Annotated in this window: 25 protein-coding genes and 1 pseudogene; all 26 read left to right on the top strand. The window is 47.8% G+C overall.

Translation table 11 applies throughout. The features are described from left to right. Positions 1-298 precede the first annotated feature (298 nt). The 26 genes and pseudogenes from CPZ25_RS04900 (at position 299) to CPZ25_RS04775 (ending at position 25,074) form a co-directional block, all read left to right on the top strand. Positions 299-1,660 (top strand): UDP-N-acetylmuramoyl-tripeptide--D-alanyl-D-alanine ligase, encoded by a 1,362-nt coding sequence (locus tag CPZ25_RS04900; RefSeq protein ID WP_096919672.1) that lies wholly within the window; start codon positions 299-301, stop codon positions 1,658-1,660. A 22-nt stretch (positions 1,661-1,682) separates the two neighbouring features. Continuing rightward, entirely contained in the window at positions 1,683-2,648 is a 966-nt protein-coding gene (gene mraY, locus CPZ25_RS04895) for a phospho-N-acetylmuramoyl-pentapeptide-transferase (RefSeq protein WP_096919673.1), read from the top strand. Positions 2,649-2,668: 20 nt separating this feature from the next. Continuing rightward, positions 2,669-4,045: a UDP-N-acetylmuramoyl-L-alanine--D-glutamate ligase gene (murD, locus tag CPZ25_RS04890; RefSeq protein ID WP_058694245.1), complete on the top strand. Its 1,377-nt coding sequence runs from the start codon at positions 2,669-2,671 to the stop codon at positions 4,043-4,045. Then, on the top strand, positions 4,045-5,160 hold the full coding sequence (ftsW, locus tag CPZ25_RS04885; RefSeq protein WP_074617303.1) for a putative lipid II flippase FtsW: 1,116 nt from the start codon (positions 4,045-4,047) through the stop codon (positions 5,158-5,160). Before murD ends, ftsW begins: the two co-directional genes overlap by 1 nt. Continuing rightward, a complete protein-coding gene (gene murG, locus CPZ25_RS04880) occupies positions 5,157-6,263 on the top strand; it encodes an undecaprenyldiphospho-muramoylpentapeptide beta-N-acetylglucosaminyltransferase (RefSeq protein WP_096919674.1) in 1,107 nt (368 codons plus the stop codon). The genes ftsW and murG overlap by 4 nt, the downstream gene beginning before the upstream one ends. A gap of 52 nt (positions 6,264-6,315) precedes the next feature. Continuing rightward, positions 6,316-7,092, top strand: a complete 777-nt coding sequence (locus CPZ25_RS04875) for a cell division protein FtsQ/DivIB (RefSeq protein WP_074617305.1) — start codon at positions 6,316-6,318, stop codon at positions 7,090-7,092. 14 nt (positions 7,093-7,106) lie between these two features. Continuing rightward, positions 7,107-7,823 carry a DUF881 domain-containing protein gene (locus CPZ25_RS04870; RefSeq protein WP_058694249.1) on the top strand — a complete coding sequence of 239 codons (717 nt, stop codon included), beginning with the start codon at positions 7,107-7,109 and terminating at the stop codon, positions 7,821-7,823. A gap of 9 nt (positions 7,824-7,832) precedes the next feature. Then, positions 7,833-8,561 carry a DUF881 domain-containing protein gene (locus tag CPZ25_RS04865; protein ID WP_058694250.1) on the top strand — a complete coding sequence of 243 codons (729 nt, stop codon included), beginning with the start codon at positions 7,833-7,835 and terminating at the stop codon, positions 8,559-8,561. Positions 8,562-8,592: 31 nt separating this feature from the next. Then, a pseudogene (locus CPZ25_RS20745) lies at positions 8,593-8,904 on the top strand (small basic family protein); the annotation flags it as partial. Positions 8,905-9,215: 311 nt separating this feature from the next. After that, entirely contained in the window at positions 9,216-10,310 is a 1,095-nt protein-coding gene (gene ftsZ / locus CPZ25_RS04855) for a cell division protein FtsZ (RefSeq protein ID WP_058694251.1), read from the top strand. A 9-nt stretch (positions 10,311-10,319) separates the two neighbouring features. Then, positions 10,320-10,775: a transcriptional regulator NrdR gene (nrdR, locus tag CPZ25_RS04850; protein ID WP_038351403.1), complete on the top strand. Its 456-nt coding sequence runs from the start codon at positions 10,320-10,322 to the stop codon at positions 10,773-10,775. 16 nt (positions 10,776-10,791) lie between these two features. Further along, complete coding sequence (locus CPZ25_RS04845; protein ID WP_096919675.1) at positions 10,792-11,319, top strand: NUDIX hydrolase; 528 nt, start codon at positions 10,792-10,794, stop codon at positions 11,317-11,319. Positions 11,320-11,426: 107 nt separating this feature from the next. After that, complete coding sequence (gene lysA / locus CPZ25_RS04840; protein ID WP_058694253.1) at positions 11,427-12,704, top strand: diaminopimelate decarboxylase; 1,278 nt, start codon at positions 11,427-11,429, stop codon at positions 12,702-12,704. Positions 12,705-12,706: 2 nt separating this feature from the next. After that, entirely contained in the window at positions 12,707-13,342 is a 636-nt protein-coding gene (locus tag CPZ25_RS04835; protein WP_096919676.1) for a site-2 protease family protein, read from the top strand. Positions 13,343-13,385: 43 nt separating this feature from the next. Further along, positions 13,386-14,075: a segregation and condensation protein A gene (locus CPZ25_RS04830; protein WP_243129344.1), complete on the top strand. Its 690-nt coding sequence runs from the start codon at positions 13,386-13,388 to the stop codon at positions 14,073-14,075. Continuing rightward, positions 14,076-14,687: an SMC-Scp complex subunit ScpB gene (gene scpB / locus CPZ25_RS04825; protein ID WP_096919678.1), complete on the top strand. Its 612-nt coding sequence runs from the start codon at positions 14,076-14,078 to the stop codon at positions 14,685-14,687. After that, positions 14,678-15,409: a pseudouridine synthase gene (locus tag CPZ25_RS04820; RefSeq protein ID WP_341473497.1), complete on the top strand. Its 732-nt coding sequence runs from the start codon at positions 14,678-14,680 to the stop codon at positions 15,407-15,409. The genes scpB and CPZ25_RS04820 overlap by 10 nt, the downstream gene beginning before the upstream one ends. Further along, positions 15,402-15,797, top strand: a complete 396-nt coding sequence (locus CPZ25_RS04815) for a hypothetical protein (protein WP_096919679.1) — start codon at positions 15,402-15,404, stop codon at positions 15,795-15,797. The genes CPZ25_RS04820 and CPZ25_RS04815 overlap by 8 nt, the downstream gene beginning before the upstream one ends. After that, complete coding sequence (gene mnmM, locus CPZ25_RS04810) at positions 15,736-16,362, top strand: tRNA 5-(aminomethyl)-2-thiouridylate-methyltransferase MnmM (RefSeq protein WP_096919680.1); 627 nt, start codon at positions 15,736-15,738, stop codon at positions 16,360-16,362. The genes CPZ25_RS04815 and mnmM overlap by 62 nt, the downstream gene beginning before the upstream one ends. A 14-nt stretch (positions 16,363-16,376) precedes the next feature. Next, on the top strand, positions 16,377-17,300 hold the full coding sequence (locus tag CPZ25_RS04805) for a MurR/RpiR family transcriptional regulator (protein ID WP_074617368.1): 924 nt from the start codon (positions 16,377-16,379) through the stop codon (positions 17,298-17,300). An 8-nt stretch (positions 17,301-17,308) separates the two neighbouring features. Then, positions 17,309-18,547, top strand: coding sequence for a BaiN/RdsA family NAD(P)/FAD-dependent oxidoreductase (locus CPZ25_RS04800; RefSeq protein ID WP_058694260.1), 1,239 nt, complete (start codon positions 17,309-17,311; stop codon positions 18,545-18,547). A gap of 10 nt (positions 18,548-18,557) precedes the next feature. After that, positions 18,558-19,217, top strand: coding sequence for a (d)CMP kinase (gene cmk / locus CPZ25_RS04795; protein ID WP_058694261.1), 660 nt, complete (start codon positions 18,558-18,560; stop codon positions 19,215-19,217). Further along, positions 19,207-19,782, top strand: coding sequence for a lysophospholipid acyltransferase family protein (locus CPZ25_RS04790; protein WP_074617311.1), 576 nt, complete (start codon positions 19,207-19,209; stop codon positions 19,780-19,782). The genes cmk and CPZ25_RS04790 overlap by 11 nt, the downstream gene beginning before the upstream one ends. 17 nt (positions 19,783-19,799) lie before the next feature. Beyond that, positions 19,800-21,992 carry a bifunctional 4-hydroxy-3-methylbut-2-enyl diphosphate reductase/30S ribosomal protein S1 gene (locus tag CPZ25_RS04785; protein WP_096919681.1) on the top strand — a complete coding sequence of 731 codons (2,193 nt, stop codon included), beginning with the start codon at positions 19,800-19,802 and terminating at the stop codon, positions 21,990-21,992. A 134-nt stretch (positions 21,993-22,126) separates the two neighbouring features. Continuing rightward, positions 22,127-23,536 (top strand): amidophosphoribosyltransferase, encoded by a 1,410-nt coding sequence (locus CPZ25_RS04780; protein ID WP_058694264.1) that lies wholly within the window; start codon positions 22,127-22,129, stop codon positions 23,534-23,536. Positions 23,537-23,541: 5 nt separating this feature from the next. Next, entirely contained in the window at positions 23,542-25,074 is a 1,533-nt protein-coding gene (locus CPZ25_RS04775; protein ID WP_096919682.1) for a YifB family Mg chelatase-like AAA ATPase, read from the top strand. The last annotated feature ends 11 nt before the right edge of the window (positions 25,075-25,085 follow it).

Raw genomic sequence — 25,085 nt, 5'->3', positions numbered from 1 at the left:
GTGCTTTTTTCCGCAGAGCCGCCGAAGCTGAGAGGTAAGAGTACCCTGATTGTGCCACATCTCATAATATCCATCGGCGGTTTTAGCTGTTTAGCGACGACCGCCCGTTTCGTACGGTCGTGGCGCTTAAGCTTAAAATCATCATTGAAGAAGCAGGATTTTCTTGCTTCTTTTTGTCAATTTGTAAATAAAATATAAAATTGTTGGAACCTTGCCTGTGGTTTTGCTATAATAAGAAAGTATGTAAAAATTTCAGTTTGTCTTTGACAAAACAACAAGAGAAAGAAGATACTTAAATATGGAAAAAGTTTCACTTGAACAATTGGTGAAAATCACAGAAGGCCGGCTTATCCAGAAAGGAAAAACGGACTGGGTCACCGGCGCGGCCATCGATAGCCGTAAAATTGAAAAAAATGATCTTTTTATCCCGATTAAGGGTGAAAAGGTAGATGGGCACCGTTTCATCGAAACCGCGGCTGAAAAAGGCTGCTCAACAAGCTTTACAGAGACAGAAGCCCTGGATTTTCCAGAGGGGATCAACATCGTTCTGGTCGAATCCTGCCTGGAAGCCATGAAGGCCCTGGCGAAGTACAACCGGGAGCGCTATGATATACCGGTCATCGCCGTTACCGGCAGCAGCGGGAAGACCACCACCAAGGACCTCATCGCCTCGGTGCTGTCTCAGAAATACAACACCCTGAAAACCCAGGGAAATTTTAACAACGAGTATGGAATACCCCAGACCCTCTTTAATTTACAGCCAGAGCACGAAATCGCCGTGATCGAGATGGGAATGGACCACCTGAACGATATTCGAAAATCCATCGGTGAGGTCAGGCCGCATATTGGTGTTATCACAAATATCGGCACAGCCCATATCGAGATTCTGAAAACCCAGGATAACATCCTGGCGGCCAAGAAGGAAATCTTTGAGACCATGGGCGCTGGCGACATCGCGCTGCTCAACGGGGACGATGTGTATCTCAATAAGATCAGAGAGGATGAAGAGCCCTTCTCGGTTGCCCGAGTGGGGATCAGGGGCGCGGGTCTGTCGCTTAAGGCAGAACAGGTCGAGTCCTCTGCCCAGGGTATCCGCTTTGAGGCAGACGGCGAACACTACCACTTTGCTTACCCTGGCATTCACAATGTTTACAACTGCCTGACCGCCATCTGGCTCGGCAGATATTATCAGATGACCCATGACGAAATCCAGCACGGCCTCGACGCCTTTAAACCAAGCGGCAACCGCATGGATATTGTCAAGGTAAAAGCGGCCACGGTGATCAACGACTCTTATAACGCCAATCCCGACGCCATGAAGGCAGCCCTTGATATGCTGTGGGATATGGGGAAAGGCAGCCGCAGGCTCGCGGTGCTCGGAGATATGCTGGAAATGGGCGAGATGTCTGAGACCGGCCACCTCGAGATTGGCGCTTATGCGGCAGAAAAGGCCGATGTGCTCATTGCGGTGGGCCCGGAATCGAAAGCCTATATTAAAGGCGCAGGCGCCAGCCTGGCAGATGAGCGCTGCTTCTGGTCTGCCGACGCAGAGAGTGCCGGCAGACTGCTGAAAAAGCTGATGGCGCCGGGAGACGTGATTCTCATCAAGGCCTCCAGGGGCGTACATCTGGAAAAAACACTGGAAATGATTCAGGAGTAAAGGAAGAGGAAACAAGGAAAAGATGGATACTTTAAAAATTTCAATTGTCAGTTTATTAGCCGCGTTTATTATTGTCTGGCTCGCGATGCCCAGAGTCCTGCCGATTCTGCACCGGCTGCACTTTGGGCAGGCCATCCGTGAGGAGGGTCCCCAGAGCCATATGAAAAAATCCGGCACACCCACCATGGGCGGCCTTGTCATCCAGGGCGCGGTTCTCATCGCTGTTATGATCATCAGCTTCTTTACCAGAAAATGGGACTTCTTTCCATTGATCGTGATGGTGGCCTTTGGTGCTATTGGCTTTATCGATGATTTTATCAAGGTTTCGAAGAAGCATAATCTGGGACTGCGCGCCTGGCAGAAACTGGTGCTTCAGTTTGTGGCGGCCCTGGCCATTGCCCTTTACGCGGCGTGGACGCCTTCCATCGGCACAGAGCTGGTTGTCCCCTTTATAGGCGCCACTGTGGATTTTGGGTTCTGGTATGTTCCTTTTACCTTTTTTGCTGTCGTGGCAGTGACCAACGCGGTCAACCTGACCGACGGCCTTGACGGTCTCGCTTCTGGCGTTACTGCCATTGTCTGCGTCTTTTTCCTGGCCATGGCCGTTGCGCTGAATCAGGTCAGCACTGCTGTTTTCAGCGGCGCGGTGATCGGCGCGTGCCTTGGCTTCCTGCGCTATAACTCAAACCCGGCCGAGATTTTTATGGGCGACACGGGCTCCATGGCTCTGGGCGGCGCTGTGATCGTGATGGCCATCATTACACGGATGCAAATATTCGTGCTGATCGCAGGCCTGCTCTACGTGATTGAGGCCTTATCGGTCGTGATACAGGTGGGTTATTTCAAGCTGACCCACGGCAAGCGCTTCTTTAAAATGGCGCCGATTCACCATCATTTTGAGCTGAAGGGCTGGAGTGAGACCCGGGTAGTCACCGTGTTCTGGATTGTTACGGCAGTCTTTGTGGCACTGGCATTTTTATGTTTATAATTTAGGAGGCGTAAGTACAATTGAGTGAAAAGATTTTAGTGATTGGGGCTGCCCGCAGCGGTGTGGCGGTTTCAAAGCTTTTAATGGATAACGGCAAAGCAGTGGTACTGACCGATAACCGTCCGGAGGACGTGGTTCTGGCAGAGTTTCCCCAGGTGCGGGAGACCTTGGCAGAGCTTGAGGAAAAGGGCATCGAAACGGTTTTTGGCCGTCAGATCGACACCGGGGTTATCAATGAGATTGACCGTGTGGTCACAAGCCCGGGCGTGCCGCTGACCATTCCCATCATCGCCGAGGCCTACCGCTGCGGCGTTCCTGTCATCGGCGAGGCTGAGCTGGCCTACTGTATGACAAAGGCGCCTTTTGTAGCCATCACCGGCACCAACGGCAAAACCACCACCACGACCCTCACAGGTGAAATCTTTAAGAACAGCGGCCGGAAAACCTATACGGTGGGCAACATTGGAGACCCCATCAGCAACTATGTGATGGAAGCAGCGCCTGAGGATGTTTTTGTGACAGAGATCAGCGCGTTTCAGCTGGAGACCATCAATAAATTCCGTCCAGCCGCTTCGGCCATTTTAAACCTGTCACCGGATCACATGGACCGGTACGGCACCATGGAAAACTACATTGCCGCCAAGGCCCGGATTTTTGAAAACCAGCGCGGCGAGGATTTTCTGGTGCTTAATGCCGATGACGAACAGGTCTGTGAGCTGGGCCGCCAGGCACAGTGCCGGAAGTACTATTTCAGCCTGGACAAAAAAGTGGCCCAGGGTGCCTACGCCATGGACGGCGGTATTTTTATCAATGACAATGAATCGGTCATTCCAATCTGCCGTATCGAGGAAATGGGTATCAAGGGCCCTCACAACGTACAGAACGCTCTTGCGGCCACAGTGCTCGCCTATTTTATGGGCGTGGACGTGGTCAGTATCGCGGAAACGCTGAAATCCTTTGGCGGGGTAGAACACCGCCAGGAATTTGTGGCGAACATCGGCGGCGTGGATTATATCAACGACTCCAAGGGCACGAACACCAACGCGGCCATCGTGGCATTGAACGCCATGACCAAACCGGTCATCCTCATCGCCGGGGGTTACGATAAAAAAGAAGACTACAGCGAATTTATCGAGGTGGTCAGGAAAAAGGTGAAACGGATGGTGCTGGTCGGAGCAACCGCGTCTCAGATTGAGGAGACAGCTGAGAGCCAGGGCTATTACAACACCGTGCGCGTGGGCGATTATGACGAGGCGGTCAAGGTTGCCTCTGAATGCGCGGCGCCTGGCGATGTGGTGCTGCTGTCACCAGCCTGTGCCAGCTGGGATATGTTTGATAATTTTGAAATCAGAGGACAGGTCTTTAAGGATTTAGTTAAACGAATCGGGAGTAACTGATGAAAAAAGGAAAAGTAGACAGGCCGTTTGTCATCGCTCTGTTGATTTTGGTAGGCTTTGGCCTCCTGATGGTCTTTAGCGCCAGCATGTATTCTTCAACAGTCGACGGCAGCAAGGGCTACTCGCTCTTTCTCAAGCAATTTGGGTTTGTAGCGCTGGGGCTCCTTGTAATGGGCTTTATGAGTAATATCGATTATCGCAAATACAACAATAAAAAAATCAGCATGATCCTGCTGGGCGTGACGGTCTTTCTGCTGCTCCTTGTATTGATACCGGGCATCGGGGTTAAGGTCAATGATGCCAGACGCTGGCTGAATGTCGGCATCGGTCAGTTTCAGCCCTCGGAGCTCGCAAAGGTCACAGGCATTCTTTATCTTTCCTCGCTGCTCACGCGGGAGCCGGAGGTGCTGAACGGCAGTACCTGGGAGTTTACCAAGCAGTGCATGATCCCTATTTTTCTGATCTGCGGTATCACAGCCATTGAGCCCTCGCTGAGCGCGGCCATGGCCATCGGCTTTGGCATGGTGGCAGTGCTCTATTTTGCAGGGGTGCGTTTTAAACGCTTTGCGCCCTATGCGGCTCTGGGCGCGGCGGGTGTCATTGGGCTGATGATCCTTGAGCCCTGGCGGCTGGAACGTTTTAACGTGTTCCTGGGCCGCGGGAGCTATGATTATCAGATCACCCAGTCGCTTTTAGCCATTGGGACCGGCGGAATCTTTGGCCAGGGGCTGGGCAACGGCAAGCAGAAATTTCTGTTCCTGCCCGAGCTTCAGAATGACTTTATTTTCGCCAATATCGGTGAGGAGTTCGGCCTCATCGGCTGTGTTTTTGTTTTGGGTCTTTTCGCCTTCATTATCTGGCGCGGCTTCAAAATTGCCAACACCTCGCCAGACCGGTTCGGCTACCTTTACACCAGCAGTGTCATGCTGCTGCTCGGCTTTCAGGTGTTTGTAAACGTGGGGGTCGCCACCTCGGTCATCCCGGTTACCGGTATGGCGCTCCCCTTTGTCAGCGCTGGCGGGACCTCGATGGTTGTGCTCTTTGCCATGCTGGGGCCCATCCTCAATATTTCAAGGCAGGCCGACCTGCGCAAAAGGAAAGGGAGAAGAAAATGAAAATTTTAGTAGCGGCCGGCGGCACCGGAGGACATATTTATCCGGGGCTGGCCATTGCAGATAAACTAAAGGAGCGCCTGCCCGACGCCGAGATCGTTTTTATCGGCTCACAGGTAGGCATGGAAAAAAATATTGTGCCCAAGGAGGGCTATCCTATTGAGTACATCCGCGTCCGCGGCTTTGAGCGTGAGCTGTCGCTGGAAACGCTGGCTGCGGTCAAGGGGATCTTTGACGGTATCTCAGACTCAAAGAAGGTCTTGAAAAGGCATCAGCCAGATCTGGTGGTTGGGACAGGCGGCTTCACCTGTGGCCCGCTGCTTCTCGAGGCAGCGAAGCGGGGCATCCCCACCATGATCCATGAGCAGAACGCCTACCCGGGCAAGACAAACCGGATGCTTGGGAAAAAGGTGGACCGCGTGGCCATCAGCTTTAAGGAGGCCGCCGAGTACTTTCCGGAGGACAAGACTTTTCTGGCTGGCAACCCAGTGCGCGACGTGTTTAAACAGACAGACCGCAAGGCCCTCAGAGATAAGCTTGGCCTGAAGGAAAGCCAGCGTCTGGTCGTCATCATGGGCGGCAGCCAGGGGGCTGGGAGCATCAACAATGCGGCCGCTTCGTTTATCGTCCGGAATGCAGATAATCCGGAGATTGTTGTCTATCACCTGACCGGGAGAGGACAGTATGATAAAGTCCTAGAAAAATTAAAGGAAAATGGTGTAAAATTAGATGATTGCCGTAATATAAATGTCTTAGCCTACAGCAATGACGTCCACACCCTTATCGGCGCAGGAGATTTAGTTGTCAGCCGTTCCGGCGCCATGTCGGTGGCTGAGATCGCGGCGGTGGGAATTCCATCCATTTTGGTCCCTTACCCCATGGCGGCAGGAAACCACCAGGAATTCAACGCCCGTGTTATCACCGATAACGGCGGCGGTATCCTGATCCATGACGCCGAGCTGACGCCGGACCTGCTGGCCGAAACTATTCCGGCGCTGCTCCGGGATGAAAAGGGGCTTGAAAAGATGCGGAAAGCTACGAAAGAACGGGCAATACTGGATGCAGGTGACCGGATTTGTGCAGAAGCTTTGAAGCTGATCAAATAAATTGAACAAAAACAAATAAAAAGGGTGACAAAAACCGGTAAATGGTGATAAAATGGATGAAAAGCTGCAAAGACGTAAAAAATTAAAAAAAAATAAAAGGAAAAGACTGCTAAAATATGTTACACTATTAGTGGTTGCTGTTTCTATTTTATTTGTCTTTATTTTTGTCATGGCAAGCGCCATTTCCGCCGGTGTGTTTAACATTAAGCATATTGAAGTAATTGGGAATGAAGTTGTCGATAGCGAAACAATTATAGAAACTTCAGGAATCAATGAAGGTGAGAGCATTTTTTGGGTAGATTTAAATAAGGCTCATTATAATATTGAGGAACTCATAAATGTTGAAAAGCTGGAGATTACAAAAGTCATGCCGGACAAAATCGTGATCAAGGTAAAGGAAGCGCCGGCAATCTGCGCGGTCAACTACGATGGCAAGATCAATTATATCAACCGTGAGGGCCTTCTGGTTGAGCGCAGTGAGTATCTGCGCAAAACGGATATTCCTATTGTGACGGGCTTCACGGATATTACCATTGATAAAATCGGACATCCGGTAACCTTTAATCCGGACTGGAAGTTTGACACAGTCATGGAGATTCTGAAGACCTTCCAGAATGATGGCAACCTTGCGAAGATTTCGGAAGTGGGTATTACGGAAAATAATACTTATCGGATCATTACAAAAAATAATGTGGTTATGACAGTGGCGGATCTGGATAACTTTAAGAGCTCTTATGATTATATCAATACGGTGTTTGCCGAAAACAAGAGCAATCTGGATATCAATCTGACCACTGGCGGTAACAAACCGATTCTGAAACCAAGATAAACTGAGGTGAAGGCTTGAAGCGAAAAGGCAGTTTGGCCATTGCGTTAATATGTATTTTTGTGGGCGTTTTGATTATCCTTCAGATGAAAACAGTCGACCAGCTGGGCGGGACGGTAGATTCCGAGCGCGCTGGCGACCTGGCTGCTGAAGTGAAAGCCCTTGAAAACAAAAATGACGAGCTGAACAATCAGCTCAAGGATCTCGAAAAACAGCTGGCTAACTATGAATCTGACGCCGCTGGAACCGATGATGTCATAAAGAAAAAACAGCAGGAGCTGGAGAAGGAACGCGTGCTTGCAGGTGTGACGGATGTGACGGGCTCAGGCCTGGTCATCACCATCGATACCGACAGCACAGATTACGACGCGTCTCTCTATTCCAAGAGCTCCGATCTGCTGCTCTCACTGGTAAACGAGCTGAACGCAGCAGGCGCAGAAGCCATTTCCATCAATGGCGAACGTTTGATTAATACCTCGGAGATCCGCCAGGCGGGCTCCTATATTAATATTAACCGTAACAAATACGGTGCACCCTTTGAGGTGAAAGTCATTGGCAATCCCCAGGATCTGTCCGCTGCCATCAAAATGCGGGCTGGTGTTGTGGATGTCATGCAGTCCAATAAACTGAAGGTTTCTATTTCACAGGAGGACAATGTTCTGGTAAAGGCCTACAGTGGTGTGATTGACCTTAAGTATGCAACGCCGGCCTCAGGCAGTGGGGCCGATGAGTAGCGGTGGGCTATGAAAAGTATAAGTGAAAAAACCATGAACCGGATACTGGTTTTGGTCTTTCTGGTGGTTGGCATTGGAATGGCTCTGATCGTTAAGGAAATTGGTTCAAAAGACATCCCGGCGCAGCGTACCTTTGTCAATGCGAAGACCTTATATAACCAGGAGCTTGAGGAGGATAACCTCAAGGTCAAAAATGAGGAGCTCGGCAAAAAAATAGAGGCTGAGCAGAAAAGGCTTGAAACCTACGAACAGGCCAGAAGGGCCATCGAGGATGAAGGGTCTGTGGTCGATACCGTCGGCCAATATCTGGACGCAGAGCTTGAAAACTATAAAATGGCGGACGGCTCTGTACCCATCCAGGGACCTGGCATTGTCATTACGCTGGAAGACAGTGACAAAGCCATCGAGCCTGGTGAAAACCCCAATAAATACCTGGTACACAACTCAGATGTGCTGGCGGTCATCAACGAACTGAAGGCAGCCGGGGCGGAGGGAATCCAGCTCAATAAGATGCGCGTGACAAACAGCAGCAACATCGACTGCGGCGGCGCGGTCATCAATGTAGATGATGAGATATCCTCACCGCCATTTGTGATTGAGGCCATTGGAGACCCAGAATCCATGTATATTTACTTAAATTCTGATGAAAGTGTTATTCAACTGTTGAAATATTGGGAAATAAAGGTTAATATAGAAAAGTCAGAATATTTACTACTCAACAAAAGTAATAAACTGTAATTTGATTTTTTGCAGAGAAACGAGGACAACGATGCTATATCCATTAATAGGGCTGCTTGCAGGGCTTTTAATCGGTGTTGTTTTGCCTTTTGAAATACCGCTGGCATATTCATCCTATCTCTCAATCGCAATACTCGCTTCGCTGAATTCAGTATTTGGCGGTATTCAGGCAGACCTGGAAGGAAAATTTGACCAAAAACTGTTTATTACCGGTTTTTTTGGCAACACCATTTTAGCGGCGCTGCTGACCTATATCGGTGACAGAGTAGGGATTCCAATTTATTACGCAGCAATCTTTTATTTTGGAACCAGCCTGTTTTCAAATTTTGCGAAGATCCGGCGTTATTATTTCCGGTCTGGCAGCAAAGAATCAGATCCTAAAGCGATTTCAAAGGAGCAGAAGCATGGTCATTCAACCGGCCATAAAGCTGAGCCTATAGAAATAATACATTCCACGACCGATGATTTGGACGAGACAGAGGACTATGAGGAAGAAGACTATGATGCCGTCGAGCTTGACGAGAACGGCTACCGCGGTGACGCTTCCGACGAGGATGAAGTCTTTGAAGATGATGAAGAACTGGATGAAGAACAAAAAAATGATGATAAAAAACAAACTAAGAGTTTCTTACGTGAAATAGAGGAGGAAGAAAAGTGATTGAATTAGATGGCTACAATGATAATTTTGCGAGAATTCGTGTAATTGGTGTTGGCGGCGGCGGGAACAATGCCGTTAACCGCATGATCGAATCCGGTCTGAAGGGTGTTGACTTCATATCCATCAATACCGATAATCAGGCGCTGGCCCTGACCCTGGCTGAAAAACGCCTTCAGATTGGTGAAAAGACCACCGGCGGTCTTGGTGCGGGCGGTAACCCTGAAATGGGTCAGAAGTCTGCGGAAGAAAGCCGTGACGCCATTGCAGATTTAATTCAGGAAACAGATCTGTTATTTATCACTGCTGGTATGGGCGGCGGAACCGGTTCCGGTGCTGCGCCGATCATTGCAAAAATTGCCCGTGAAATGGGAATCTTAACCATTGGTGTTGTCACCAAACCATTTTCTTTTGAAGGCCGAGTCCGTATGCGCAACGCTCAGATTGCCAGTGATTTCCTTCAGGATAATGTCGATGCGCTGGTCACCATTCCAAATGACCGTTTGTTAAGAATGGCTGACAAAACCACTTCTTTAAGAGACGCTTTCAAACTGGCAGATGATGTATTATTACAGGGTGTTAAGAGTATCTCTGACCTGATCTCCATGCCGGGTCTTGTAAGCCTTGACTTTGCCGATGTTAAGACCATCATGAAAGATGCCGGTCTGGCTCACATGGGCGTTGGCCGTGCTTCCGGTGAAAACCGTGCCGAAGAAGCTGCAAAAGAAGCCATCTTAAGCCCGCTCCTGGAAACTGAAATCGACGGCGCCACCGGCGTGCTTTTAAATATTACAGCTGGTGAAGACCTGTCGCTCTTTGAAGTCGACAGAGCCGCAACCATTGCGAGAGAAGCCTCTGACGAAGACGCTAACGTTATCTTTGGGGCGACCATTGACGAAAGCTTTGGCGATGAAATCCAGATTACGGTTATTGCGACCGGTTTCTTACCAGCAGAAGAAGTGGAAGCTAAAAAAGCTGCGATCTTAAACAGCGCAAATGCTGCTGCTGCAAATACAGCTGCTAAGCCTGAAACCAAAACAACCAGCGGTGCTGGCGAATTTGCGATTCCTGGATTTTTAAGCAACGAAGACTAAGGTGTCTGAATGAAGTGTCCCTTTTGTGATTATGACGAAAGCAAAGTAGTTGATTCACGACCTGTTGAAGAAGGCACTATGATTCGTAGAAGAAGGGAATGTATCCGGTGCGCCAAAAGGTTTACGACTTATGAGCGGATTGAAAACATTCCCTTGATCGTTGTTAAAAAAGGTGGGCAGCGTGTCCCCTTTGATAAAAATAAAATTTTGAATGGGATGATCAAGGCCTGTGAAAAACGTCCGGTTCCCATCGACAACATCCAGCGTGTTGTTGACTTAATGGAGAAGGAGCTTTATCAGGTTGAAGATAAAGAGGTGGAATCATCCTATATTGGAGAGCGCGTCATGGATGCGCTCAAGGATATCGATCAGGTGGCCTACGTTCGTTTTGCATCAGTTTATCGTGAGTTCAAGGATGTCGAATCCTTTATGGATGAACTGAACCGCCTTATGTCTGAACGCTGAAGGCGTGGAGTAGTGAATGAAATTTTTTGAAAAAACCATTGCGTCCAAAGAGATTTATAATGGACGCATCTTAAATTTAAAGGTCGACGAAGTCGAGCTTCCCGATGGAGGGACCTCTTTCCGGGAACTGGTAGACCACAAACAGGGCGTCGGTATTCTGCCTGTCAGAGGCAACCGGATTATTTTCGTGCGCCAGTTTAGAAAGGCCATCGAAAAAGTGATCCTGGAGATACCGGCAGGTCTGGTTGAAGCGGGTGAAGATCCTAAAGAGGCGGCAGTGCGGGAGCTGCAGGAGGAAATTGGCCTGAAGCCCCTGGATTTGCACTTTTTAGGAGAAATGTGGCCCTCACCGGGATTTACCAATGAAGTGACCACTTTATTTATGGCGTCTCAATTTGTTATTGAGCCGAGAAAACAGGATGATGATGAATTCATCGAAATTGTCGAAATGCCTATACGGACAGTCCGGGCGCTTTACCTTAAAGGAAAGTTTTCAGACGCAAAGACTGCCTGTGTTTTAGGTCGCTTTTTTTCTCTTATGTAAATAAAATCATCGAGGTGGTCTTTTATCATCTGTGTTACACACAGGATAATAGATCACTTTTCTTATTATTTGTGGTAAATAAATTAAAGCTTTTAAGGAGAAACTGAATGTCAGAAAATTTTATATTCTCTGGTCATGACACAGTGGCGTTAGCGCAGAAATACGGGACGCCGCTTTATGTGATGAGCGAAGATATTTTGAGAGCAAACATCAACCGCATTAAGGACGCCTTTGAATCGGCAGGTGCGGACTATGATGTGAACTATGCCGGCAAAACCTTTTTAAACATGGGAATGTGCCGGATCGTTGCAAGTGAGGGCGTCTCTCTGGATGTGGCCTCAGGCGGTGAACTCTATACGGCTGTGAAAAGTGGTTTTAATCCTGCCCGTATCTGCTTTCATGGCAGTAATAAAAATCAGGCAGAGCTGGAAATGGCTCTGGGCTATAAGGTAGGCCGTATTGTCATCGACAGCGAATGGGAGCTGGAACGGCTGCGTCTTTTGACCGAAGAACTCGAGCAGTCCGTCAAGGTGCTGTTTCGGGTATCTCCGGGCATAGAAGCCCACACGCACGAGCTCATACAGACAGGGAAGATTGATTCCAAGTTTGGCCTGCCATTGAGCCAGGCCCGTGAAATTATCGGCCGTACAAAAGAAATGGACTATGTGGAGGCTGTCGGCATTCATTGCCACATTGGCTCTCAGATCGCAGATGAAAAGCCTTTTTTACTGGCGTCAGAAGTGATGCTGGATCTTTATAAGGAACTGATCTCCGACGGGCTGAATCTGACGGAGATTAATCTGGGCGGCGGCTTTGGTATTCCTTATTTACCAAATGATCCAAGCTTTGACGTCACCAATTATATTCCTAAAATGGTTGACCATATGCGGGAGATGTCTGAGCAGAGACAGATTCCGATGCCTAAAATCGTGGTAGAGCCTGGCCGCTCTGTGGCGGCGCCGGCGGGCATTACGCTATATACTGTGGGCACCGTTAAACAGATTCCGGGACTGAAAAAGTACGTGAGTGTTGACGGAGGGATGGCGGATAATCCACGTCCGGCACTTTACGGTGCGGATTACGATGCTGTGATCTGCAATAAGCCTCAGGACGAGGCGCTGATGGAAGAGGTTACAGTCAGCGGTAAAGCGTGTGAGACAGATACCTTGATTAAATCCATTAAGCTGCCCTCACCTCAGCCTGGCGACACACTGGCAGTGCTTCATACAGGGGCCTATAATTACTCAATGGCCAGTAACTATAACCGTCTCAGGAGGCCGGCTGTTGTTCTTCTAAAGGGGGATCGGTCCGCAATTCTGGTGGAACGTGAAAGCTTTGAGGACCTGGTCAAGAATGACAGGATTCCTTCCTGGCTTGAGGACTGATTATGTTTAGCACGAGTTATTTTATCAATCTTCTGCTGAGCCTGCCCGGTATCCTGGTGGCCATTTCTTTTCATGAAATGGCCCACGGCTACGCGGCAGATGCAATGGGTGACCCAACCCCCAAGCTGGCAGGGCGCCTGACAGTCAATCCCCTTAAGCACATTGACCCCATCGGCTTTATCAGCATGCTGCTTTTTCGTTTTGGCTGGGCGAAGCCTGTGCCGGTTAATCCGAATAATTTTAAAAACCATCGGAAGGGAATCATCGTTGTCAGTCTGGCGGGCTGCTTCACAAACCTTTTGTTAGGATTTATTTCGCTCATTGCGATCTATGCGGTTTCACCCTTCGCCAATGTGTACCTGCTGCAGATTCTGCAGTATTTGTATCTGTATAACCTGATGTTCGCAGTTTTTAACCTCATTCCCATTCCACCCCTCGACGGGTCGCAGATTCTGGCTGAATTTTTTCCTTACAACGCAAAACAGAAATTCTATCAGTTCTCACGTTATGGGATGATTATCCTGCTGCTGCTGGTTGTATTTAATGTGTTCGGCCTGATTATCACACCCATCATCAACGGGATTGACGGGTTGTTCAGAATGATATTAAACCCACTTTTTTTAATGCTTTGGTCATAAAATGAATAGTTATGAAGTCAGTTTAGAGAAATTTGAAGGTCCTTTGGACCTTCTCATTCATTTAATTCAAAAAAACAAAATTGATATTTATGATATCCCCATCGCGGAAATCACGAATCAATACCTGGCCCATATCGAGAAATGGCGTGAACTGGATATGGAGGTTGCCAGTGAGTTTGTGGTCATGGCTTCCAAGCTTTTGGAGATCAAATCCAGAATGCTTCTGCCAAGAGCGAAGGACGAGGAAGAGGACGAAGAGGACCTGAAAGAAAAGCTGGTACGACAGCTTATTGAGTATAAAATCTTTAAAAATATCAGCAGTTATCTGGAGGAACGGGAGTGCGCCGAGCTTCATGCGGTTTACAAGGATCCGGAATATATTCCGGCTATGAACCAGGACGCAGAGGTGGAGATCAACCCAGAAGATATTTTTAAGGCATACTCTAATATATTTTCCCTATACAGCGATGAGATTGAGTTTAAGGATTTTTCTCAGGAGATTGTAAGGGAAGTTTTTACTGTGGAGGAAAAAATTGAATACATTGAGCAGCAATTTGAGCTCAACCGCTCTGGAGAGCTTCATTTTTCAGAGCTCTTCAGAAAAAAAGTCAGCCGGGGAGAGGTTGTGGTAACCTTTCTGGCGCTTTTGGAGATGTATAAAATCAATCACATCCGGCTTTTTCAGAACCGTGTATTTCAGGAAATAATCATCAGACAGAGGACAGAAAAATAAATGCAGGAACTTTCAAAAAGTAATAAAAAGCGTTTAAAGGGAATCATTGAAGGCATCCTTTTTGCAAGCGGTGAGCCCGTCGCGCTGCGTGAGCTTGAAAAGGCGATGGAGCTGGACGGGAACACCATTCAGTCGTTAATGGCAGAGCTTGAAAAGGACTATGGCAGTGTGGAGCGGGGACTTCGCCTGGTGCAGGTCAACAACACCTGGCAGCTGTCCACAAAACCTGAGCATTACGATTTTATCAGACAGGTTCTGGGGCAGCAGGAGGCCTCAGGGCTGTCCAAGGCAGCTCTGGAGACCCTCTCGATCATCGCTTATCGCCAGCCGATTACCCGTATCGATATTGACAATCTCAGAGGGGTCAGCTCCAACAGCTCGGTTCAGCGGCTCCTTGACCGGGGGCTGATCAAGGAAGCAGGCCGGATGGAAGCGCCAGGGCGGCCGATTCTCTATAAAACAACACCCGCCTTTTTAAAAACCGTTCATTTGAAGCATATTGAGGATTTGCCGGCCTTTGAGCAGTTTGCCGAGGGAGAACAGCAGAAAATTGATATCTCCGCTTCTATGGCGGAAAATATGGAAATAAACACAGTTGAGGAATTGAATTGAGATTACAGAAATATATGGCCCAGTGCGGCGTTGCTTCAAGACGTAAATCGGAGGAGCTGATTGCCGCAGGCAGGGTAAGTGTCAACGGTGAGGCAGTGCTGACACCAGGACTTCAGGTAGACCCGGAGGCTGATATTGTTAAAGTAGACGGCAAAGCCATCGCTGAGGATAAGAAAATTTATGTGCTGCTGAATAAGCCAAAAGGCGTGGTCTCCACCTCGGCAGACCGCCACGCAGACCAGACCGTGATGGATCTGCTGCCCATTAAGGAACGGCTGTTTACGGTGGGCCGGCTGGATAAGGATACAGAGGGCCTGCTGATTTTAACCAATGACGGAGACCTTACCTTTAGATTGACGCATCCCAGCCATGAGTTCAATAAAATTTATGAAGGGCTTGTAAAGGGGATTCCCAGCACCGAGGAGCTGGAGCTTTTTGCTGAGGGGGTCGAAATCGAGGATGACGACCATACGCGGCATACCACTGCACCCGCTTCTGTGCAGGTACTAAAGACCTACAGAAGCACAACCTTGCTTCAAATGACGATTCACGAGGGAAGGAAGCGCCAGATCCGCAAAATGTGCGCGGCTATCCACCATCCCGTCATTCACCTCAAGCGGACAGCCATTGGCAGCATTACTTTAAAGGGATTAAAAGCCGGTGAATGGCGTTATCTTACTGAGGAAGAAATACGTTATCTAAAGGGAGAAAAAGATGATTAAAATTGTGATTCCTAAAAATTTTGAGGTGGTCGCGCCTTATTTTAAAGAGCCAGAGCATAAACGAAGCCTTTATCTGACTGCCATGGATGGGGAAGAGCTTCTGGCTGTTGCCCGTTTTATGGTAAAAGGCGAGACAGCAGAGCTTTACGATATTATAAACATCATGCCAGAGGTACCCATGGCGGTGCTGGACGGCTTGATCCGCACGACCCTGTTCCAGGCGGCTGACCTGGGGTGCGAGGCCTGCAGGGTCTATAATGTGCCTGAGGCGTTGAAGGCTTATTTTGAAGGCCATCAATTTAAGGACTGCGGCGAATATATCAGCCATGACGCTTATGTCGATGAATTTTTCAAGCCGTGTCCGGGGTGTGCTGGTGCCGTCGATTAATGACTTCAGGAGAGTGACCTTACTGGCAGGGGCCCTGATGGCTGAACATTTACGCGAGGGAGACTCAGCCGTCGACGCGACAGCCGGGACTGGCGCGGACACCTGTCTGCTGGCCAAAAGTGTGGGCGCGCACGGAAGAGTCTATGCCTTTGATGTCCAGGAAGAAGCCCTGAAGGAAACAGAGCAGCGCCTGTCGGCTGAGGGTTTAAGAGACCGTGCTCTTCTTTTTCACAGGGGCCACGAAACAATGGGCAGTGTGCCAGAGCTTCGGCAGGACTCTAAAATAATGGGGATTATGTTTAATTTAGGGTATTTGCCTCATGGAGACAAAAAAATCGTTACAAAGACAGATACCACACTGGCAGCACTGGAAAGCAGTGTGACGCTGTTGGCGCCAAAGGGGCTGCTGACACTCTGCCTGTACCGGCACCCGGCCGGACTGGATGAGAGCAGAGCCGTTGAAAAATGGTGCGCGCAGCTTGGAGCAGGCTTTAATGTGCATAAACTTGAGACAATCAATAAAAATAATCCGCCCTATTTAATTCTGGCGGAAAAGACAAAATGAGGCAAACAACAGAAATGAATCAATCATCGGATACGAAACATGATAGTAAACCAGAACTACGGGATATTTTTGCAGAGATTAAGGAGCGCTATAAAAGCCTGAGCAAAAGCCATAAAAAAATTGCGGCCTTTGTGATGAAAAATTACGAGAAGGCTCCGGATATGTCAGCCATCAAGGTTGCACAGCACGTAAAAGTCAGCGAAGCCACAGTTGTGCGTTTTGCGCTGTCTTTAGGCTACGAAGGATACCCCGAGTTCAGAAAAGCGCTCAAAAACGAAATAAACAGTAAATTAACCACCATTGAGCGTATCAACATGACATTGGGTGATGAGGAAAAAGAAAAGCTGATGCAGCGCTCTGTGGCCGCGGTGCTCAAAAGCGACATAAACAGCATCAACGGAACCCTTGAATCTTTTGACTATGAAGCGCTCAGACAATGCGTGGACATTATCCGCAGTGCCGGCAAGGTAGTCATTATCGGCTTTAGAACGACCAGCCTGCTGACCGAGCATCTGGGCTATTATCTGAACCTGATTCTGGACGATGTCCGGGTGATTAACCACGGTGTAACAGACGTATATGAGCATTTGATTAAAATCGGCGAGGACGACGTGGTTATTGCCATGAGCTTCCCGCGCTATGCGCAGAAAACCTACGAGGCTGTGGAGTTTCTTAAAAACCGGGGCCCAAAAATAATCACCATATCGGATAATGAGCACGCACCCATCAATGAGTTTGCAGATTACAAGCTCATTGCAAAGAGCAATGTCTATTCTTTTGTGGACTCTCTTGTGGCGCCCTTAAGCCTGATTAATGCTTTGGTAGTGGCCGTTGGCTTTAAAAATATCAAGGAAACAAAGCAGACTTTTAACGAGCTCGAAGAAATCTGGAAAGAGCATTACATTTACACAGGCGACGAGTTCGTCAAGGATTTATAGGAGAAAGAATGAAAAAAACAGCCATTATCGGCGGCGGCCCCGCGGGGATGACCGCAGCCATCGCTGCGTTGAGCTCAGGCCAGCAGGTGGATCTTTATGACCAGAATGAAAAACTGGGCAAAAAGCTCTACATTACCGGAAAAGGCCGGTGCAACCTGACCAATCACTGCGACATCAGCGAATTCTTTGACAGCATTGTCACCAATAAGAATTTCCTTTATTCAGCCCTTTATACCTTTACCAATGATGCGCTCATGGATCTGATGGAAAAAAACGGCTGTCCCCTTAAAATTGAGCGGGGCGAGCGGGTTTTTCCCAAAAGCGACAAATCCAGCGACATCATCAAAACCTATAGAAAAATTCTGGAGCGCATGGGAGCGCAGATTTGCCTGAACCAGCGTATTGTGGCTGTCGAGACGAAAGAAGACAGCGATGGGACAAAGGTCACAGGGATCCGTCTGGAGAATGGAAGGGTAGAAAACTATGACCGGGTCATCCTGGCCACCGGCGGGAGAAGCTATATTTCAACAGGCTCTGACGGCTCAGGCTTTAAAATGGCCAGGGAGCTTGGGCACCGGGTAACGCCGCTGAGACCATCATTGGCAGGCGTCAATATCCAGGAGGCATGGGTGCCGGAGCTGCAGGGCCTTTCACTTCGCAATGTAGGCCTGACCATGAAAAAAGGAAAGAAAAAGGTCCGTTATGAAGCGGGGGAAATGCTCTTTACGCATTTTGGCGTTTCTGGCCCGCTGGTGCTTACCATGAGCGCCTTTATGAAGCCGCCATATGACGACTATAGTCTGATTATCGATTTGAAGCCTGCGCTCAGCATGGAACAGATGGATGCCCGGCTGCAGCGCGATTTTGAAAAATATCATAACAAGCATTTTATTAACAGTTTAGTGGATTTATTACCTTCAAAAATGATTCCAGTTATGGTAAAATGTTCAGGTATTCCAGAGGATAAAAAGGTGAACCAGATCACGCGGGAAGAACGCAGACATCTGGCCGAGGTTTTTAAGGGGCTGACACTTCACGTGATATCTCTTCAGGATATCAATACCGCCATTATCACTTCAGGCGGTGTGGATGTCAAGGAGATAGACCCGAGTACAATGGAATCAAAACTTGTCCGGGGGCTTTATTTTGCCGGCGAAATGATTGACGTCGACGCCCTGACCGGAGGATTTAACATACAGATTGCCGCCAGTACCGGATGGCTGGCAGGCTTATCGGAAGAAGGTTAAGGAGAGCTTTATGCAAATTGCGATTGACGGCCCCGCCGGGGCGGGAAAAAGTACCATTGCGAAAATAATTGCAAAGGAATTGGGTATTCTTTATTTAGATACCGGTGCCATGTACCGGGCCATTACCTACGGTGTCTGGAAAAACAAAATGGACTTCTCAGATCAGGAGGCCATCGCCGATTTCACGAGAGAGAATACCATTGATTTTAAAGGGACAGATGTTTACTTAAGCGGAGAGAAGGTTACAGAAGAAATCCGCCTGCCCATTGTCAGCAAGCACACGTCAGATGTGGCCTGTATCGGCGAAGTCCGCAGACTGCTGGTTAGGCAGCAGCAGAGCATCGCAGGCAGCCATTCGGTTATTATGGACGGCAGAGATATTGGATCTGTTGTACTTCCAGAAGCAGACTATAAGTTTTATCTGGATGCCAGCATCGATGAACGCGCCAGACGGCGTGCCATTGAACAGCAGGCTAAGGGAATCGATCAGGATTTTGACAGTATCCGTGAAAGCATTGCGGTTCGGGATTATAATGACAGCCACCGTGACGAGGGTCCGCTGGTCTGTACAGAGGATGCAGTCGTGGTTGATACCACAGGCAAAAGCATCGAGGAGGTCTGTCAGGTAATCTTAGAGAATATCCGGGGAGGAAAGGCCCATGTTTTATAGATTTGGAAGAGCCCTTATCAAGCTTTTAAACCTTATTTTGTATAACATCCATGTGGAGGGGGAAGAAAATATTCCAAAGACAGGCGGGGTTGTCCTTTGCCCCAATCATATCAGTAATTATGACCCTCTGGCAGTAGCGACCCATATGAAGCGGCAGGTGCATTTTATGGCCAAGGCCGAGCTTTATAAAAATTTTATTGTCAGAAAGGTGCTGCTTGCCGTGGGCACCATTCCTGTCGACAGGGGAAAGGTTTCACTGGAAACACTAAAGGAATCCTTAAGAGTTCTCAAAAACGGTGAGATTCTGGGGATTTTTCCGGAGGGGACGCGTGTAAAAAACGGAGAACGCAGGAAACCAATGGAGGGTTTCGTGGTGTTTGCCCTAAAAACCAAGTCTCCCATCCTGCCAGTACATATTGAAGGTGAATACAAATTTAGAGGTAAAATAAACATAAAATTTGGAAAACCCATTGAATTAAACGAATATTATGGAAAAAAAGTGAAACCTGAAGAAATGTCAAAAATAAGTGAAAAAATTATGGACATTGTCTATGATTTACAATAAAATAATGGAGATAGACTATGCAGATTATCATTGCCGATAAGGCAGGCTACTGCTTTGGAATTGAAAACGCCATGAAAATGGTCGAGGATACTCTGGCAAACCATCAGAATCAATCAATCTATACCCTGGGGGATATATCCCATAACCGTCAGGAAATGGACCGGCTGATTGACAGAGGGGTTGTCAAGGCGGAGACCATCGATGAAATAGACCACGGCTGCGTCATCATTCGTTCTCACGGTGTGGGGAAAGATGTGATTGATGCGGCTGAAGCCAAGGGCCTTGAAATTGTCAACGCCACATGCCCCTTTGTGAGGGCCATGCAGAAAAAGGTTGAGGATTACTACGAAAAGGGCTACCAGATTGTCATTGTCGGCAATCGGGATCATCCGGAGGTTGTTGGGGCTACAGGATGGTGCAATAATGAAGCAATTGTCATAAACGACATAAAAAGTGTAGAAAATTTAAAAAAATATGATAAAATATGTGTAGTGGCGCAGACGACCATCATTGAGGCTAATTTTAACAAAATTACAGAAGCCCTGAAGTCAAAAGCGGATGAAATTGTTATATTTAATACTATTTGCAGTGCAACAGCTGAAAGACAAGCGGCTGCGGCCAAAACTGCAAAGGTAGTAGAATATATGATCGTAATAGGCGGATATCATAGTTCCAATACCCAAAAATTATTAGATATCTGTAAGACCTATTGCAAAAACACTTGTCATATAGAAACAGCCGGAGAATTAGACCCTAATGAGATTAAGAAGTATCAAACCATCGGAATCACAGCGGGCGCATCAACACCGGATTGGATCGTTAAGGAGGTAACGGAAAGTATGGAAGAAAACAAATTGGAACAAGAACAAACTCAAGAGGTGGTTCAGGAAACAGAAGCTGCTAAAGTGCAGACAGCAAATGAAATTGCAGACGCTAATTTCGATTTCGCAGCTGAAATTGAAGAATCCCTCAAACCAATCAGAAAGGGTGCCCCAGTAGAAGGTGAAGTAATTCACATTGACAATGATGAAGTTATTTTGAATATTGGATACAAGGCAGATGCAGTCATTAAGAAGAATGACTTCACATGGAAACATGATGAAGAACTGGCAGACCTTGTCAAACTTGGTGATAAAGTCAATGCTATTGTGACCGACTTAAATGACGGTTCTGGCAGCGTTAAATTGTCTAAGATCAAATATGACAATCAGAAAGTTCAGCGTCAGTTAGCAGAAGCCTTTGAAAATAAAACTGTTTTAGAAGGTAAAGTAAAAGGCGTATCTGGCAGCGGTCTCATTGTTGATATCGGATTTACAGATATCTTCATGCCAGCATCCCAGTATCATGTGCGTTATGTCAAGGATCTTGAATCTTTAATCGGCGAAGACGTTAAAGGTATCATCATTGACTACAACGCAAAGAGAAGAAGAGCCATCTTATCACAGAAGGTTATTCTTGAAAAAGAAATCAAAGAAAAACAGGCAGCTTTAAGAGAAGCCAAGGAAAAACGTTTTGACGAGCTTGAAGTCGGCGATATCGTGGGCGGTACCGTTAAAACCATCACCAACTTTGGTATCTTCGTAGACTTAAACGGAATTGATGGCTTTGTTCATCGCTCGGATTTAACCTGGGAAAGAGCTAACGAACCAAAAGACCTGGTAGAAAAGGGTCAGGAAATCGAAGCTAAGGTTATTTCTAAGAACGACGAAGACAAGAAGATCAAGCTGAGCGTTAAGGCTCTTAAAGAAAGACCTTGGGAAGAATTCGTTAAAAACTATAAAGTGGATGACGAAGTTGAAGTTAAGATTACAAACGTACTGGATTTCGGTGCTTTCGCTGAAATTCTGCCAGGCGTTGAAGGCTTAATTCACGTTTCTGAAATCAGCTATGACCGTGTAGAATCTGTTGCAGCGGTTCTGAAACCAGGTGATGTTGTCAAGGTTAAAATCATTGGTATCAATACTGAAAAAGAAAAAATCAGCCTGAGCATCAAAGCAACCTTAGAAGCGCCTGAAAGACCTGCAAGACAGAAAAAATCAGATTCTTCTTATGAGAGATCCTCTGCACCAAGATCTGACGCCCCAAGAAGAAGACCACAACAGAATAAGAATAAAACTGTTTACGAAGAATCAGCTAATGTAACCTTAGGTGATGCTTTTGGTAATCTTTTTGAAGGTCTGTCATTCGATGATGAAGACGACGATAAATAAGCAATAAGAACATAAGCCTCTCTGGAAAACCGGAGAGGTTTTTTTCTGGTTAGGGCTTTTTATTAGCAGGGCCTTAGTATATAATAGTACTATGGAATTTTTTGATAACATGAATAAAGTGGAGGAAAAAGACTTTGGGAGGAATTTTTGGAGTTGTATCTAAAAAAGACTGTGTAGCAGATTTGTTTTTCGGGACAGATTATCATTCACATTTAGGAACACGTAGAGGAGGCATGGCCGTCTACGATAAAGAAGAAGGCTTTGACCGGGCAATTCATAATATAGAGAATTCACCCTTCCGTACAAAGTTTGAACGCGATGTACAGGAGATGAAAGGACAGATCGGTATCGGCTGTATCAGCGACAGCGATCCGCAGCCGCTCATTGTCCGCGCGCATTATGGCAATTTTGTACTCACCACGGTTTGCCGGATTAACAATGCCGATGACATTGTGGAACGGGTATTGTCAAAGCACCGCGCCCATTTTATGGAAATGAGCAGCGGAAAGGTAAATGCTACCGAGCTGGTCGCTTCGATTATTGCCGCCAGAGATAACCTTCTGGATGGAATTAAAGCAGCACAGGAAATGGTGGATGGCTCTCTAACCATGCTGATCATGACAAAGGATGGGATCTATGCGTCCAGAGACCGCCTGGGAAGAACCCCTTTGATTATTGGCAAAAAAGAAGACGGCTATTGTGCGTCTTTTGAATCCTTTGCCTATCAAAACCTGGGCTATAGTGACGCCTATGAGCTGGGCCCAAATGAAATAGTTTATATCACAGCTGACGGCTATGAGACGGTATCACCTGCGGGCAAGGAGATGAAAATCTGTGCCTTCCTGTGGACCTATTACGGTTACCCAACCTCGACCTATGAGGGGGTAAACGTGGAGGCAATGCGCTACCGCTGTGGCGAAGCCCTGGCGAAACGTGACACAGATGTACCGGTCGATTCAGTCGCCGGGGTTCCGGATTCCGGGATTGCACATGCCATTGGCTATGCCAATGAATCCGGTATCCCATTTTCAAGACCGCTGATTAAGTATACGCCCACCTGGCCAAGAAGCTTTATGCCGCCGACACAGAGCATGCGGCATCTTATTGCCAAGATGAAGCTCATTTCAGTCGATGCCCTGATCAAGGATAAAAAGCTTTTATTTATTGATGACTCCATTGTACGCGGGACTCAGATGAGTGATACCGCCAGCCATCTGTTTAACAATGGCGCCAAGGAGGTACATGTCCGGTCAGCCTGCCCGCCGATTATGTATGGCTGTAAATATCTGAACTTCTCGCGTTCCACTTCAGAGTATGATTTGATCACCCGTCGTATTATCCGCGAACGTGAGGGAGACAATGACGCGAATGTTGTAGCAGATTATGCAGACCAGAATTCTCAGAATCACAAGGAAATGGTCGACACGATCTGCGAGCGGCTTAAATTCACCTCGCTCAAATATCATGAGCTGGAGGATATGATCGAGTCGATTGGTATTGATCCCTGCAAGGTTTGCACCTATTGCTGGAACGGTAAGGAATAGCGGCGATGCTTTCCCAGATTTACAGCTGCAGTCTTTTAGGGATTGAAGGCCAGATCGTTACAGTAGAGATTGATGTATTAAACGGCCTGCCCTCCTATGTGCTGGTGGGCCTTCCGGATGCAGGCGTTAAGGAGTCTAAGGAGAGGGTATACTCCGCCCTGAAGAACAGCGGCTACAGCTACCCTATGAAAAAGATCACCATCAATCTGGCACCGGCAGACCTTAAAAAGGAAGGCCCGGCCTATGATCTGCCAATAGCCCTTGGGCTGCTGATGGCTTCGGAGCAGCTGGCGCCCGTTGACATTGAAAGCTATGTAATCCTGGGAGAGCTCTCTCTGAGCGGTGAGATCAAGCCGGTTAATGGCATTCTGCCAATGGTTCTGGCCGCCAGAGATCATGGTTTTAAAAGGATTATGATTCCTTCGGCCAATCGGTACGAGGCGGCTGTGGTTGATGGAATTGAAATTTTTCCGGTGGATAATGTTACAGAGGCGGCAGCGCACCTGTCCGGCGAATGCTGTAAGGTGCCCTGTGAGGTGGACATTGACGCTCTGTTCAAAAAGGCGCGTACGCATAGCTGCGAGACGGATTTTTCAGAAATACGGGGACAGGAACATGCCAAAAGAGCCTTTGAAATTGCCGCTGCAGGAGCCCATAATCTTTTGCTGAGCGGGCCGCCTGGAGCAGGAAAATCCATGATGGCAAAGGCGTTTCCGTCAATCCTGCCAGATATGACTGTGGAGGAAGCCCTGGAGGTAACAAAAATTTATTCAGTGGCGGGTCTTCTGCGTGATGCCCAGGTAATGACCGAAAGACCTTTCCGATCGCCGCACCACACCATTTCAAATATATCTCTGATTGGCGGGGGACGAATCCCTAAGCCGGGTGAAGTATCTCTGGCGCACCTTGGCGTATTGTTCCTGGATGAACTGCCAGAGTTTAAAAAAAGCGCACTGGAGGTCTTGAGACAGCCCATTGAAGACCAGCAGGTAACCATTTCGAGGGTCAACGCTTCGCTGACCTATCCGGCTTCTTTTATGATGATCGCCAGCATGAACCCCTGTCCTTGTGGCTATTACGGCGATCCAACCCATGAATGCCACTGCAGTACCAGTGAGATACACCGCTATGCCGGAAAAATATCCGGCCCTCTTTTAGATAGAATTGATATAAAAATTGAAGTGCCAGCCATGGACTTTGATGCGCTTGAAACAGCGCCAAAGGGTGAATGCTCTGCAGACATCAAGGTCCGGGTAAACGCAGCGCGCGCTGTTCAGAACAGGCGCTACGCGAAAGAAAAAGGCCTTTATTTTAATGCTCAGCTGTCACCGAGGTCCATTGAAAAGTATTGTAAGCTCGGATCGCGTGAAAAGCAGCTCATGGAAAAAATCTATAAGAAAATGAACCTCAGTGCCAGAGGTTATCACCGTATTCTCAAGCTGGCAAGGACCATTGCGGATTTGGAGGGCGCTGTGAATATAAACACTGCCCATCTATCAGAGGCAGTACAGTACCGTAGCTTTAGCCCCGAGGGATAATTAAAAAAAGG

This window comes from Eubacterium maltosivorans (assembly GCF_002441855.2).
GTDB lineage: Bacteria > Bacillota > Clostridia > Eubacteriales > Eubacteriaceae > Eubacterium > Eubacterium maltosivorans.
Note: the sequence above shows the minus strand (reverse complement) of the source record. Positions and strands in the feature narration are given on the sequence as shown.